The organism is Neisseria sp. P0024.S006 (genome assembly GCF_051956595.1).
GTDB lineage: Bacteria > Pseudomonadota > Gammaproteobacteria > Burkholderiales > Neisseriaceae > Neisseria.
On sequence record NZ_JBQCXH010000002.1, the window covers coordinates 75,528 to 88,808 of the forward strand.

The following is a 13,281-nucleotide window of genomic DNA, read 5'->3' on the forward strand; positions in this document are numbered from 1 at the left end:
CATTTTGCATACATTTCTTAAACAAAAACACCCCCGCCACCTCCCAAAACCTGTTCAAATTTGTTAAACTACAAGCCACTACAAAAAAGCAGGAAATACCTATCTATCCTGCTTATTTTACCGTTACATACTAAGGAAACGAGATGTCCGCATACTCAGACGCATGGCAGGCCTTGGAAACCCATCATGCCGATACTCAACACGTTACCCTGCGCGAACGCTTCGCCGCAGATGCCGAACGTTTCAATAATATGCACGAAATTCTGCATGGTTTGTTATTTGATTACAGCAAAAACCGCCTAGATGAAAACACCCTTGATTTATTGTGCCAACTGGCCGAAGCGGCCGATTTGCCACAATATATGCAGGCCATGAGCAGCGGTGAAAAAATCAACACCAGCGAACACCGCGCCGTTCTCCACACTGCCCTACGCCTGCCTGCCAATGCCAAACCTGTTTACGTTGACGGCGAAAACATCGTGTCCAAAGTTCATCACGAGCTCAACCGCACCCTCGAATTCGCACGCCAACTCCTAGACGGCACCCACGCAGGCATTACCGGCAAACCCATTACCGATTTGGTTCACATCGGCATCGGCGGCTCCGATTTAGGCCCGCGCATGGCTACACAGGCGCTGCAGCCTTATTGGCAAAACATCCGCGTCCACTTTGTCAGCAACTCCGATGATGCCGACCTGACCCAAACCCTTCTCGGCCTCAATCCCGAGACCACCGTATTCAGCATTGCCAGCAAATCATTCCGCACACCAGAAACCCTGCTCAATGCCTACGCCGCTCGCACTTGGTATCGCGATGCAGGTTTGCCCGATTCCGGCATCTACCGCCACTTCTGCGCCATTTCCGCCGATGTGGCCGCAGCCCAAAACTTCGGCATCTCCCCAGACAAAGTCTTCGCCATGTCCGACTGGGTCGGCGGCCGCTATTCCGTCTGGTCGCCCATCGGCCTGCCGCTGATGGTTGCCGTCGGCGAAAAAGCATTCCGCAAAATGCTGGCCGGCGCACACGCGATGGATACCCATTTCTTCGAGACACCATTCCGCCGCAACATTCCCGTCCTGATGGCACTCATCAACGTTTGGTACAACAACTTCCAACATTCAGACGGCCAAACCGTTGTCCCATACAGCCACAATATGCGCCTCTTTACCCCGTGGCTCAACCAGCTCGATATGGAAAGCCTCGGCAAACAGCGTACTTCAGACGGCCAACCCGTTTCCTGCACCACCGGCGGCATTGTCTTCGGCGATGAAGGCGTCAACTGCCAACATGCCTACTTCCAGCTTCTACACCAAGGTACGCGTCTGATTCCCGTTGATTTCATCGTTCCCATGACCACAATCTACGGCAACCACCGCCAACACCGCTTTACCGTTGCCAACGCCTTTGCCCAAGCCGAAGCGCTAATGAAAGGCAAGACCTTAGACGAAGTACAAGTCGAATTGGCCGCACTGCCCCAAGACGAACGCGACCGTCTTGCGCCGCAAAAAGAATTCCCCGGCAACCGTCCGAGTAACAGCTTGCTCATCGACAGCCTGACACCTTTCAACCTCGGCATGCTGATGGCAGCCTACGAACACCGCACCTTCGTTCAGGGCGTAATTTGGCGTATCAACCCCTTCGACCAATGGGGCGTGGAATACGGTAAAGAGCTGGCCAAAACCATCGAACCCGAACTCGAACGCGGCACCCCGGCACACGACAGCTCCACCAACGGTCTGATTGCCTTCTACCGCAACTGCAACGCAGCATCGAAGGCCGTCTGAAAATAAAATATCCGTAAAACAAACATATCTGCCTGTCTTACGGGCATTTCAAAACCTAATCGGCGGTAAGAATGAACCGTTAAAGCACCGCACTTTTAGACAAAAGTAGCTAGATTTTGATATAAAAAAAGGCTAAATCGATAATGACTTAGCCTTTTTCATCAGACTTGATTAGTTATTTGTTGTTAATGCGCCTAAATCTTTATCAACTAAGAACAAACCTTTACCATCTTCACCAAGAAGATTTAATTTATCCAAAATTCCACTGAATAATTTTTCTTCTTCATGTTGTTCAGCCACATACCATTGTAAGAAGTTAAAGGCAGAGTAGTCTTTCTCTTCAAAAGTTCTACCAACTAATTCATTGATTTTAGAGGTAATTAACTTTTCATGTTCATAAGTTAATTCAAGTACTTGTTTCAATGATGAAAATTGATGAGGTGGTTCATCAATTTGTGTGATGATAGCCAATGCGCCGGTCTCATTTAAATAAGTGAAGAGTTTACGCATATGCTGCATTTCCTCAGCCGCATGCTCTGATAAAAATTTTGCAGCTCCTTCGAAACCTTGTTGTTCGCACCAGGCGCTCATTTGTAAATATAAGTTAGAAGAATAAAACTCTAAATTCATTTGATCATTTAATAGTTTAATCACGCTATTTGATAACATTTTATTTCTCCTATTCTTATAAAGTTTTTAATTCACGATCAATGTAGTAGAGCGCTGTACCACTTTCACCAAGAAGTTTGAATTTATCAACAATACTGTTAAATAATTTTTCTTCTTCATGCTGTTCAGCTACATACCATTGTAAGAAGTTAAAAGTAGAGTAATCCTTTTCTGCAAAAGTACTCTCAACTAACTCATTAATTTTAGATGTCACTAGTTTTTCGTGTTCAAGTGTTGTTTCAAAAACTTCTTTTAATGAAGCGTAATCGTGTTTAGGGGTGTCAATTTTACCTAACAAAGGCATTCCACTGGTTTCGCTCACATAAGTAAACAACTTTTGCATATGTTCCAATTCTTCATCGGCATGACGAAGTAAAAATGCTGCAGCGCCTTCATAACCATGTTTATGGCACCATGCACTCATTTGCAAATAGACATTTGATGAATACAACTCGAGATTAATTTGTTCGTTTAATTTTGCTGTAATTGACTTACTTAGCATAACTAACTCCTTTTCTTAATGCGGTTAATAGATGTATCACAATACAAAATTTGTATTTGCGGATGAATTTTACTCATTTTATTGAGAATAGTCAATTTTATTTTATCAATTTTTATTGTAACCCATTAATTTAAAAGGATTTTATAAATAAATGATTCTCATTTGGTTCCATTTAATGAAATGAGTTATCAATATCGCCTTTGCCTAAATTCTCTAGAGAAATGATGAGGTGTTGGAAGGAGAATCGTAGATTTCCAAAGTTTTTTGCTCTCACTTATCAACTCCAAAATACTGGATAAATAGAAAACATGAAAATTCAATGTTTTTTATAGAATTACGCATCAAAGCGATATAGTTTCAAAGTAGGTTATCCTTAATATTTGAATGTGACAATTACCATTTATTATTTAACATAATATACATATTGTTGAAAAATCTACTGGTTAACTTCAATCAGGGAAAGCATGAAGAAGTTAGGAAGTTGGTTGGAAAGTTGATTAGGGTAGATTTTATTCAAATGAAAGACTAGGCTATGAAATCAAAATTTGTGTATAAGTTACTGGTAATTTCAAAGTACCTGTACATTTTAATTTGTATATCAATACCAATCGTTTTTATTTATGAAAGCTACCAAGGAGATAATGTTGATTTTATGATTTATATTCATGCTTTTATTATTTTTTCCATATTGGGTGTATTGACTCAATATTCTACATCTAATTTTTTTGAAAAGGAAAAATAACATGATTGAACTATCCATTGAGGATCTGGAACTAATTTATGGAGGAGGCTTAGGAGAGAGAATCCTTCAAGGAGGAGCAAATGGTGCATAAATAGGAGGATCAATTGGTGCAGGTATTGGTCTGGGTGTCGGTATAGCTTTTGGCAGTATTCCTGCCGGACCAGCTATTATGGTCGGTGGCACAATTGGTGCTGCTGTTGGTGCTGCAACTGGTATGGGTGTTGCAGCATATGAGTATTACCAAGAAACTCAGCCTAAAGGGACAGTAACGGTCGGTCCGATTTCTGCTTTTGCTGTGGACAAATCAGGAAACGGCTACACTGACGGCACAAATTACCACTGATATTTCTCATCGTTCAAACGATCTCTAGGGGTCGTCTGAAACTTTCTTAACTTCAATTTTATAAATACACCCAAGCAACCCTTCTTCCGTCCTGAAGTCTCCGTTGCCCGCCAAACCAGTTGTTCCAACAAAAGGCCGTCTGAAACTTAATTTGTCAAAGTTTCAGACGGCCTTTATTCAATAAAGATAGCAGAAGCTCATTCGCCATATTCCCCATCTTTGCTACAATATCCCTTTTCTTTTTTATTGTTTATTGATTCCACTATGACAACCGCACCCCAACCCAGCACTATGCAGCGAATTTTCTCGCGCAGTATGCTGATTTGTATCTTTACAGGCTTCACTTCGGGGCTGCCGCTTTATTTTCTGATCAACCTGATTCCGGCATGGTTGCGCAGCGAACATGTCGATTTGAAAACCATCGGCCTGATGGCACTTATCGGGCTGCCTTTCACTTGGAAATTTATCTGGTCTCCCGTCATTGATTTGGTCAGATTACCTTTTTTAGGACGGCGACGCGGTTGGATGCTGGTTACGCAAATTGGTTTGCTGCTGACCTTGCTCATTTACGCCTTCCTAAATCCTGCTCAGCATTTATATGTAATTATGGGCTTATCGTTGGTGGTCGCCTTTTTCTCTGCCAGCCAAGATATTGTATTGGATGCATTTCGACGCGAAATTTTGTCAGATGAAGAATTAGGCTTAGGCAACTCTATCCACGTCAATGCCTACCGTATCGCCGCTTTGGTACCCGGCTCGCTCAGCTTGATTCTGGCCGACTTAATGCCTTGGCACAACGTATTCATCATTACTGCACTATTTATGCTGCCCGGTCTGCTGATGACCCTGTTTTTAGCTAAAGAGCCTGACATTCCACCATCTGTGTCGCGTACATTTGCCCAAACAGTCTCTGACCCTTTCAGTGAGTTCTTCTCACGCAAAGGAATCAAACAGGCCATATTGGTATTGCTGTTTATCTTTCTCTACAAACTGGGCGACAGTATGGCAACGTCTCTGGCAACGCCGTTTTATCTGGACATGGGCTTCAGCAAAACCGACATCGGCCTCATTGCCAAAAATGCCGGTTTATGGCCTGCTGTCATTGCCGGTATTGTAGGCGGTATTTGGATGATAAAGCTCGGCATCAATAGAGCTTTGTGGATTTTCGGCGTGGCGCAATGGGTTACTATTCTAGGCTTTGCTTGGCTGGCAAATTTTGGCAAATTCGAAACCATCACACTGACAGAGCAAATGATGCTTGCCGCCGTGATTGGTGCGGAAGCGGCAGGCGTAGGCTTGGGTACGGCGGCATTTGTCGCCTATATGGCCCGTGAAACCAATCCTGCTTTCACGGCCACACAATTGGCCCTCTTTACCAGCCTGTCAGCCGTTCCCCGTACATTTATCAATGCTTCGGCAGGCTATCTGATTGAAGCGATGGGCTACTTCAATTTCTACTGGCTGTGTTTCGCTTTGGGCATACCGGGCATGTTGCTGCTGTTTAAAGTGGCACCGTGGAATGGTGAAAAAGTGAGTAACTAGATTGCCAGTCTAAAACATCTAGCAAAACAAAAGGCCGTCTGAATATTCAGACGGTCTTTATCATACAAAAACTTTATTCGGCAGCAGGTTTGACAGTACTGCGGACATCGCCGCTTTTTTCTTTATGTTTCAAAACAGCGCGGTCGAGCTTGTCCATCAAAACATCAATCGCGGCATACATATCCTGTTCGATCGCTTCAACGTGCAAATCTTTGCCTGCCAAATGCACATCGGCTTCGGCTTTTTGATTGACTTTTTCCACCGAGAGCGTAATGGTCACGGAGATGATGTTGTCAGCGTGGCGATTGATTCGTGCCAACTTATCGGAAACATAGTTTTTGATGGCTTCGGTAACATCAAAATTCAGACCGGTGATTTTCAGATTCATGATACAGCTCCTTCGGTTGATTAGTCCGTCAAAACGGATCGGAATATATCTACTCGGTAAATTTTCGTTTGTGTGCCGGTGGTATGTCTAATGATTCTCTATATTTTGCAACTGTACGTCTGGCGATTTCAATGCCGCGTTGTTTTAATAATTTGACGAGGGTCTCGTCCGAATAAGGTTTGCTGCTGTCTTCGCTTTCAATCAGCTGGCTCAATACGGCTTTGATTGCGCCTTGGCTGAACCCTTCGCCGTCATCGTCGGCATTCACTGCCTGTGTGAAGAAATAGCGTAACGCAAACAGGCCGCGCGGGCAAGACAAATATTTCTGGTTGGCGGCGCGCGAAATGGTGCTTTCCGCCAAACCCAATTCGGCGGCGGCATCTTTCATCAGCATGGGCGACAGACCGATTTCGCCGAAGATGAAAAAATCTTCCTGATTTTTGACAATATACTCGGCAAGGCGAAGGACTGTGCTTTTGCGCAGTTCCAAAGAATCAATGCGCTGTTTGGCTTCGCTGATTTTTTCCTTCCACTTCGGCGCGCCCTCTTCCGCCGATTTCATCAGGTCGCAATATTCCTGATTGAGCTGCAGCTTCGGCCAAGCCGCCTCGTTGCTGATGACTTCCCAGCCGTCCTTGCCCTCTTTGACCCAAACGTCAGGCTGAATATAAGGTGTAGGCGTGGCAGAGGCGAAACCGTAGGCCGGATAGGGATTGAGCTCGGCAATCATATCGAGCGCTGCTTCTATGGTTTCGCTGTCGGTATCGGGATAAAGTTTGCGGAAACGCAGAACGTTTTGTTTGCGGTTTTTGCCTAAGTCTTGAAGCGAACTTTGCACCAAATGCGCGGCCATTTGTCGGGCAGGAGAAGCCGGCAAACGCATTAACTGCAACATAAGCGACTCGGTCAAATCCGCCGCCGCCACGCCGGGCGGCTCAAAGGTTTGCAATACATCCAGCGCGTTTTGCAGGGCTTCTTCGTCCAGCATCCATTCCAACGGCGTGTGGTCGATAATTTCTTCGAGGCTGTCGGTGAGGTAGCCTTGTTCGTCCAAAAAATCAATCAAGACGTGAACATAGGCCGCTTCCACTTGCGAGAGCGGATGCTCGCACACTTGGGCATGCAGATAGTGTTTGAAATCCTCTTCTTCGGCGATGTTGCTCCAAATATCTTCGGCATCGTCGCCGCTCAACTGCTGACCTGCGCGCGGCATGGTGACGGCACGGTTGAGCACGCTATCGGCAAACTCATCGGTTTCCGGACGCTCAAGCAGAGGATTGTCTGACAACCAGTCTTCCACTTCGCGCTCAAGCTCAAGACCCGACATCTGCAAGATGCGCAGAGACTGTTGCAGCCGCTGGTTGAGCTGCTGGGTCTGTTTGAGTTTAAGGACGAGTGAAGACATAGTGTTTGATTCGAAATGTATGGATAGTTTTTCAGACGGCCTTTATACGGCAGGCCGTCTGAAAGATTAGGTTATCGGTATTATATTTGTATTTGTAGTGATTATTCCAATATTTATAGCCGCCCTCAATCAAAATGAGGGCTTCATATACCGTCAAATATACATTCAATATTTGAAATTTTCACCCAAGTAAACCGAACGGACTTGTTCATTGTTGACCAAATCATCCGGCTTGCCTGAAGCCAATACCGTACCGTCGCTGATGATGTAGGCGCGGTCGCAGATGCTGAGGGTTTCGCGCACGTTGTGGTCGGTAATCAATACGCCGATACCGCGTGATTTGAGGAACTCGATGATTTTCTGAATATCGATGACGGCAATCGGGTCAACGCCGGCAAAAGGTTCGTCCAACAAAATGAAACGCGGCTGCATGGCCAATACGCGCGCGATTTCGACACGGCGGCGTTCGCCGCCGGACAAGGACGGCGCGGGGTTGTTGCGCAGGCGTTCGATATTCAAATCGGCCAACAGTTTTTCCAGTTCGGCATCGATGCGGCTTTTGTCCTTCATGCTGATTTCCAAAATGGCGCGGATATTTTGTTCCACGGTCATTTTGCGGAAAATCGAGGCTTCCTGCGGCAGATAGCCGACGCCGAGGCGGGCGCGCTCGTGAATGGGCAGGTGGCGCAATTCTTGGCCGTCCAACATTACGCTGCCTGCATCGGCGGCAATCAGGCCGACTATCATGTAAAAGCTGGTGGTCTTACCCGCGCCGTTGGGGCCGAGCAGGCCGATGACTTCGCCGCTTTCGATTTCAAGGGAGAAACTTTTGACGACTTGGCGTTTTTTGAAACTTTTTTGCAGGTTTTGAACCACAAGACGGCTGTTGTTTGCGCTCATATTCTGTTGACTTTCGATATTGACCTCAGGCCGTCTGAACCTTTTTCAGACGGCCTTTTTTGTGTGTTTTCTTATTTGTTTTTCTGCGTGCTGGACGGCTGGATGACCACGCTGACGCGGCCGGATTTCGCGGCGGATTTCACACCGGATTTGGCGCTGCCGTTGATGGTGTAAACCTCGGTTTTGGTGTTGTAAGTGATGACCGCACCTTCGGCCACATCGCCGCCGCGCTGTACTTTGGCATTGCCGGACAGGGTAACGAGGTTGGCTGCGGAAGAATACGTCACGGTATTGGCTTGGCCGTTGACCACGCCTTTGCCGCCGTCCAACTCTTGGCTGAATTTGACGGGCGAGCCGGTGGCTTTCATCAACTGTTCGCTTTTGTCGTTGCGCGAAACGGTCACGCTGCCGGCACGGATATTGAGCGTGCCTTGTTTGATGATGACGTTGCCGGAAAAGGTGGTGCTTTGGTTGTTTTGGTCAAGCGAGCCTTGGTCGGCTTCGATTTGAATCGGCTGCTTGCTGTCGCTTTGCAAGGCAAAGGCCGGGCTGGCGGCAAAAACGGCAACAAGGGCTAAGGTTTTACAAATTTTTTGTATCATAAATTGTGGCTTTCACTTTGGAAGGGAAATTCAGCAAACCGGTTTTGTGATCATAAGTCATGCCGTTTGCCTGACCACCGGACTGTCCGTATTGGAAAGTAACCGGGCTGTCGGTATGGGCGTATTGTGCTTCGGTATCGACATTCAAACGTTCGGTTTTGACGATGCCGGCCAAACGCTTGGCATCTGCCGCTTTGTTTAAGACAACATTTTGTTCAAAAACGACTTTTTTGTTTTGGATATTGTACACGGCCTTGTCGCTGCCGACTTCGTACAACAGGCTGCCGTCGCGGTAAAACGAAAGATGCGGTTTGTCCAAATGCACGTCCGCGCTATTGGGATATTGAACGGCATCGGCCGCGCTCAGGTTTTCTTTCAGACGGCCTTCTTGGTCAAAACGTTTGCCGTTGATGCCTTTCATCGAATATTGCGGCTCATTCGGATTGAGGACGACTTCTTCGACCTGCACTTCGCTGATGCGGCCGAGCCACGCCGCCAGTGCGCCGAGTGAAACGGCCAACACCAGCGGAAAGGCGATTCCGTAACGCCATCTGATTTTCATCGTACATACTCTTTCAAAGCAGGTTCAAGCGTACCTTGGGCCTGCATAATCAAATCGCACACTTCACGCACCGCTCCTGCGCCGCCGGAACGTCGGGTTACATAATGGGCGTATTGCAAAGTAAACCAATGCGCTTCAGGGACGGCGACCGCCAATCCGCAACGCACCATCACGGGCAAATCGACAACATCGTCGCCGACAAAGGCGCACTCATGCTCCTCCACACCGGCCTGTTCGCGTAATTGGGCGTAGGCGGCACGTTTGTCATGAATGCCTTTGAAGTAATAGTTGATACCGAGCTGCTTCACGCGGATACCGACGGAAGGCGCATCGCGGCCGGTAATAATCGCCGTTTGCACGCCGCTGGCTTGAAGCATTTTCAAACCGTGTCCGTCCAAAGTGTGGAACGATTTGATTTCTTCGCCGTTGTCGCGGATAAAAATGCGGCCGTCGGTCAAAACGCCGTCTACATCCAGTATCAGCAGTTTGATGCCTGAAGCGCGTTGTTGCAGGTCGGAAGAGAGGTTTTGCATAAGGTTTCCTTATTTCAGACGGCCTATTCTAGCATAAGGCCGTCTGAAAACGTTTTTGCCGTCGATTCAGACAATTCGTGCCATCAATAAATCGTGCATGTTCAGCGCGCCAATCAGTACGCCGTTTTCTTCGACCACCAGCAAACCGTTCACATGGCCGCTTTGCATGGCTTTCAAAGCTTCGGTGGCCAGGCGGTCGGCAGAGATGGTTTTCGGCGAAGCGTGCATGATGTCGTCCACTTTCAAACCGGCAAAGCTGTCGCGTTCTTGAAACAGACGGCGCAAGTCGCCATCGGTAAATACGCCTTTCAGACGGCCTTCGGCATCGGTTACCGCCAACATGCCCAAGCCTTTTTCACTCATGCGGACAATGGCCTCTTTCAACGGCGTGCCCAACAAAACGGCAGGCAGGGCTTCGTCTTTGTGCATAATATCCGCCACACGCAGCAGCAGGCGTTTGCCCAAGCTGCCGGCCGGATGACTCAACGCAAAATCGTCGGGCGTGAACGCGCGTGCGCGCAGCAATACCACCGCCAGCGCATCGCCCAACGCCATGACGGCAGTCGTACTGGAAGTCGGCGCAAGGCCGAGCGGGCAGGCTTCTTTGGAAACCGCCGCGGTAATATGGATATCGGCATGACGCGCCATGGTGGAAGTCGGATGGGCAGTGATGCAGATAAGCGTGATGTTTTTGCGTTTCAACGCCGGAATAATCGCCGCAATTTCATCGCTTTCGCCGGAATTGGAAATGGCAACCACAACATCGTGGTCCACAATCATGCCCAAATCGCCGTGCGCCGCTTCGGCTGGATGGACAAAAAACGCAGGCGTGCCGGTCGAAGCCATGGTTGCCGCCATTTTGCGGCCGATGTGTCCGGACTTGCCCATACCGGTAATGACCACCCTGCCCTTGCAGTGCAACAACGCTTCCGCCGCACGGACAAAATCATGGTTCAAAGCCGCCGCAATTTCACGCAAACCTTCGGCTTCCGTATCCAATACATCGCGCGCCCAGTCGAGATAAAGTGTGTTTTCCGCCATCAAAGCCGCCTTTCATGCTTGAATTTAGGTTTGTTTTGCCCAAATTAATCAGCTGTAAACTGTTCAAATTCATCGAATCGGCGTAGCATTACCGCCACTTCACAAACAAACCTATTATGTAAAAGGAATCAGAGATGACTATTTTATCGGACGTTAAAGCATTAGGACAACAAATCTGGTTGGATAACCTCTCCCGTTCGCTGGTACAAAGCGGCGAATTGGCCGAAATGCTCAAACAGGGCGTGTGCGGCGTAACTTCCAATCCTGCCATTTTCCAAAAAGCCTTTGCAGGCGATGCCCTGTACGCCGACGAAGTAGCCGCGCTCAAACAGCAAGACCTGACCCCGAAACAACGCTACGAAACCATGGCGGTTGCCGATGTACAAGCCGCTTGCGACGTATGCCTTGCCGAACACGAATCCACCGGCGGCAAAACCGGCTTCGTCAGCCTCGAAGTTTCGCCTGAATTATCCAAAGACGCGCAAGGCACGGTTGAAGAAGCGCGCCGCCTGCACGCCGCCATCGGCCGTAAAAATGCCATGATTAAAGTACCGGCAACCGACGAAGGCATCGAAGCACTCGAAACCCTCGTTTCAGACGGCATCAGCGTCAACCTGACCCTGCTCTTCTCCCGTGCCCAAACCCTTAAAGCCTATGCGGCCTACGCGCGCGGCATTGCCAAACGTTTGGAAGCGGGACATGATGTTTCCCATATCCACGTTGTCGCCAGCTTCTTTATTTCCCGTGTCGATGCCGCGTTGGACGCTATCCTGCCCGACCACCTCAAAGGCAAAATCGCCATCGCGCTGGCCAAAGCCGCCTATCAAGATTGGGCGCAATACTTCGGCAGCAGCGAATTTGCCGCACTTACCGAAAAAGGTGCCAACCGCGTACAACTTCTGTGGGCATCTACCGGCGTGAAAAACCCTGCCTATCCTGACACGTTGTACGTTGACAGCCTGATTGGCGCCCATACCGTCAACACCGTTCCCGATGCGACACTCAAAGCCTTTATCGACCACGGCACCGCCAAAGCCACTTTGACCGAAGGTGTAGACGAAGCCCAAGCGCAGCTTGCCGAAACCGCCAAACTCGGCATTGATGTCGAAACTTTGGCAACGCGTTTGCAGGAAGACGGTTTGAAACAATTTGAAGACGCTTTCGCCAAACTGCTGGCTCCCTTGGCTTAAGCAGATTGAACAGACGGCCGAGAAACTTAAATCATTTTGAAAAGTCTCAGGCCGTCTGAAACCCATATTCGGGCGTGTACGGCACGCCCTTTTCTATCACGATTTAAATACCGCGCAGGCATACTTACCCTGCCCTACACAAACACCCTGCCATGTATATAGGACGTTTCGCCCCCAGCCCTACCGGCCTGCTTCATATCGGCTCCCTGCTGACCGCCGTCGCCTCCTATGCCGACGCGCGCACTCATCAGGGCAAATGGCTGGTCCGCATTGAAGACCTTGATTCCCCACGCGAAATGCCCGGCGCTGCTGCCGACATTCTACGCACGCTTGAGGCTTTCGGTTTTGAGTGGGACGGCGAAGTCGCCTATCAAAGCCGCCGTTACGGCCTGTATCAAGACACACTCGACCGCCTCAAAGCAGCCGGGCTGGTGTATCCCTGCTATTGCAGCCGCAAAGACTGGCAGGCGGCGGCAACTCAGGGCGCAGACGGATTTGTGTACAACGGCCGTTGCCGCGTTCCTCAGCAAAGACCCGACACGCAAAACAAAACGCCGGCATGGCGCATTCAAGTCCCCGATCGCGTGATCGATTTTTCAGACGGCATTGTCGGACATTACGCACAAAATCTGGCACACGACATCGGCGATTTCGTCCTGCTTCGTGCCGACGGCTATTGGGCCTATCAGCTTGCCGTGGTTGCCGACGATGCCGATCAAGGCATAACGCATATTGTCCGCGGCCAAGATTTGCTCGTTTCCACGCCGCGCCAAATCTATCTGCAACAATGCCTCGGCGTTCCCACGCCGTCCTACGCCCACCTGCCGCTATTGACCAATAGCCAAGGACAAAAGTGGTCGAAACAAACCCTTGCCCCGGCTTTGGATTTGAATCAAAAAGAACAACTTCTCCGCCAAGTCCTAACCTACCTCAACCTACCCGATGCCCCCGCCGTAAACCGTCCGCAAGAATTACTCGATTGGTCGGTGGTGCACTGGCAAATGAACAAAATCCCAAAATCGTCCATTATCACGAAATGAATTAGCACGATTACAACAAAATTACTCTAGGTATTACA

The 13,281-nt window shown here is 48.8% G+C and carries 14 protein-coding genes; 4 read left to right on the forward strand and 10 right to left on the reverse strand.

The window, feature by feature from the left end:
• Nucleotides 1–143 precede the first annotated feature (143 nt).
• A complete protein-coding gene (gene pgi, locus ACTHUF_RS04090) occupies nt 144–1,784 on the forward strand; it encodes a glucose-6-phosphate isomerase (RefSeq protein WP_004518847.1) in 1,641 nt (546 codons plus the stop codon).
• Between the two features lie 171 nt (nt 1,785–1,955).
• Here pgi and ftnA (ACTHUF_RS04095) read toward each other — a convergent pair whose 3' ends face one another.
• From ftnA (ACTHUF_RS04095) to ACTHUF_RS04105, 3 genes are all read right to left on the reverse strand, one after another.
• Nucleotides 1,956–2,453 (reverse strand): non-heme ferritin, encoded by a 498-nt coding sequence (gene ftnA / locus ACTHUF_RS04095; protein WP_003686798.1) that lies wholly within the window; start codon nt 2,451–2,453, stop codon nt 1,956–1,958.
• A 16-nt stretch (nt 2,454–2,469) separates the two neighbouring features.
• Complete coding sequence (ftnA, locus tag ACTHUF_RS04100) at nt 2,470–2,955, reverse strand: non-heme ferritin (protein ID WP_107696729.1); 486 nt, start codon at nt 2,953–2,955, stop codon at nt 2,470–2,472.
• Nucleotides 2,956–3,797: 842 nt separating this feature from the next.
• Nucleotides 3,798–3,941, reverse strand: coding sequence for a hypothetical protein (locus tag ACTHUF_RS04105; protein ID WP_254321482.1), 144 nt, complete (start codon nt 3,939–3,941; stop codon nt 3,798–3,800).
• A gap of 390 nt (nt 3,942–4,331) precedes the next feature.
• Here ACTHUF_RS04105 and ACTHUF_RS04110 point away from each other — a divergent pair, with 390 nt between their 5' ends.
• Complete coding sequence (locus tag ACTHUF_RS04110; RefSeq protein ID WP_199903539.1) at nt 4,332–5,582, forward strand: AmpG family muropeptide MFS transporter; 1,251 nt, start codon at nt 4,332–4,334, stop codon at nt 5,580–5,582.
• A 73-nt stretch (nt 5,583–5,655) separates the two neighbouring features.
• On the opposite strand, the gene hpf is transcribed toward ACTHUF_RS04110, so the two are convergent.
• From hpf to ACTHUF_RS04145, 7 genes are all read right to left on the reverse strand, one after another.
• Entirely contained in the window at nt 5,656–5,970 is a 315-nt protein-coding gene (gene hpf, locus ACTHUF_RS04115; RefSeq protein WP_049335299.1) for a ribosome hibernation-promoting factor, HPF/YfiA family, read from the reverse strand.
• Between the two features lie 49 nt (nt 5,971–6,019).
• The gene (rpoN, locus tag ACTHUF_RS04120; protein ID WP_440407197.1) at nt 6,020–7,375 is read right to left on the reverse strand and encodes an RNA polymerase factor sigma-54; all 1,356 of its coding nucleotides are present in this window, start codon (nt 7,373–7,375) and stop codon (nt 6,020–6,022) included.
• A gap of 165 nt (nt 7,376–7,540) precedes the next feature.
• Entirely contained in the window at nt 7,541–8,275 is a 735-nt protein-coding gene (lptB, locus tag ACTHUF_RS04125) for an LPS export ABC transporter ATP-binding protein (RefSeq protein ID WP_003679854.1), read from the reverse strand.
• Nucleotides 8,276–8,346: 71 nt separating this feature from the next.
• Nucleotides 8,347–8,877, reverse strand: a complete 531-nt coding sequence (gene lptA, locus ACTHUF_RS04130) for a lipopolysaccharide transport periplasmic protein LptA (RefSeq protein WP_003748337.1) — start codon at nt 8,875–8,877, stop codon at nt 8,347–8,349.
• Entirely contained in the window at nt 8,858–9,439 is a 582-nt protein-coding gene (lptC, locus tag ACTHUF_RS04135) for an LPS export ABC transporter periplasmic protein LptC (RefSeq protein ID WP_003748335.1), read from the reverse strand. The genes lptA and lptC overlap by 20 nt, the downstream gene beginning before the upstream one ends.
• Nucleotides 9,436–9,972 (reverse strand): KdsC family phosphatase, encoded by a 537-nt coding sequence (locus ACTHUF_RS04140; RefSeq protein ID WP_049348781.1) that lies wholly within the window; start codon nt 9,970–9,972, stop codon nt 9,436–9,438. Before ACTHUF_RS04140 ends, lptC begins: the two co-directional genes overlap by 4 nt.
• A gap of 66 nt (nt 9,973–10,038) precedes the next feature.
• Complete coding sequence (locus tag ACTHUF_RS04145) at nt 10,039–11,013, reverse strand: KpsF/GutQ family sugar-phosphate isomerase (protein ID WP_070646357.1); 975 nt, start codon at nt 11,011–11,013, stop codon at nt 10,039–10,041.
• Nucleotides 11,014–11,147: 134 nt separating this feature from the next.
• On the opposite strand from ACTHUF_RS04145, the gene tal reads away from it, so the two are divergent.
• Entirely contained in the window at nt 11,148–12,203 is a 1,056-nt protein-coding gene (gene tal / locus ACTHUF_RS04150) for a transaldolase (protein WP_315094152.1), read from the forward strand.
• A 152-nt stretch (nt 12,204–12,355) separates the two neighbouring features.
• A complete protein-coding gene (gene gluQRS / locus ACTHUF_RS04155; protein ID WP_440407200.1) occupies nt 12,356–13,243 on the forward strand; it encodes a tRNA glutamyl-Q(34) synthetase GluQRS in 888 nt (295 codons plus the stop codon).
• Nucleotides 13,244–13,281 lie beyond the last annotated feature (38 nt).

Bases quoted from the DNA above. Each gene is read 5' to 3' on its own strand.
- gluQRS (WP_440407200.1), top strand. From the start codon at position 12,356: ATGTATATAGGACGTTTCGCCCCCAGCCCTACCGGCCTGCTTCATATC.
- ACTHUF_RS04140 (WP_049348781.1), bottom strand. From the start codon at position 9,972: ATGCAAAACCTCTCTTCCGACCTGCAACAACGCGCTTCAGGCATCAAA.
- ftnA (WP_003686798.1), bottom strand. From the start codon at position 2,453: ATGTTATCAAATAGCGTGATTAAACTATTAAATGATCAAATGAATTTA.
- ACTHUF_RS04110 (WP_199903539.1), top strand. From the start codon at position 4,332: ATGCAGCGAATTTTCTCGCGCAGTATGCTGATTTGTATCTTTACAGGC.
- lptA (WP_003748337.1), bottom strand. From the start codon at position 8,877: ATGATACAAAAAATTTGTAAAACCTTAGCCCTTGTTGCCGTTTTTGCC.
- ACTHUF_RS04145 (WP_070646357.1), bottom strand. From the start codon at position 11,013: ATGGCGGAAAACACACTTTATCTCGACTGGGCGCGCGATGTATTGGAT.
- ftnA (WP_107696729.1), bottom strand. From the start codon at position 2,955: ATGCTAAGTAAGTCAATTACAGCAAAATTAAACGAACAAATTAATCTC.
- rpoN (WP_440407197.1), bottom strand. From the start codon at position 7,375: ATGTCTTCACTCGTCCTTAAACTCAAACAGACCCAGCAGCTCAACCAG.
- pgi (WP_004518847.1), top strand. From the start codon at position 144: ATGTCCGCATACTCAGACGCATGGCAGGCCTTGGAAACCCATCATGCC.
- lptB (WP_003679854.1), bottom strand. From the start codon at position 8,275: ATGAGCGCAAACAACAGCCGTCTTGTGGTTCAAAACCTGCAAAAAAGT.
- tal (WP_315094152.1), top strand. From the start codon at position 11,148: ATGACTATTTTATCGGACGTTAAAGCATTAGGACAACAAATCTGGTTG.
- hpf (WP_049335299.1), bottom strand. From the start codon at position 5,970: ATGAATCTGAAAATCACCGGTCTGAATTTTGATGTTACCGAAGCCATC.
- lptC (WP_003748335.1), bottom strand. From the start codon at position 9,439: ATGAAAATCAGATGGCGTTACGGAATCGCCTTTCCGCTGGTGTTGGCC.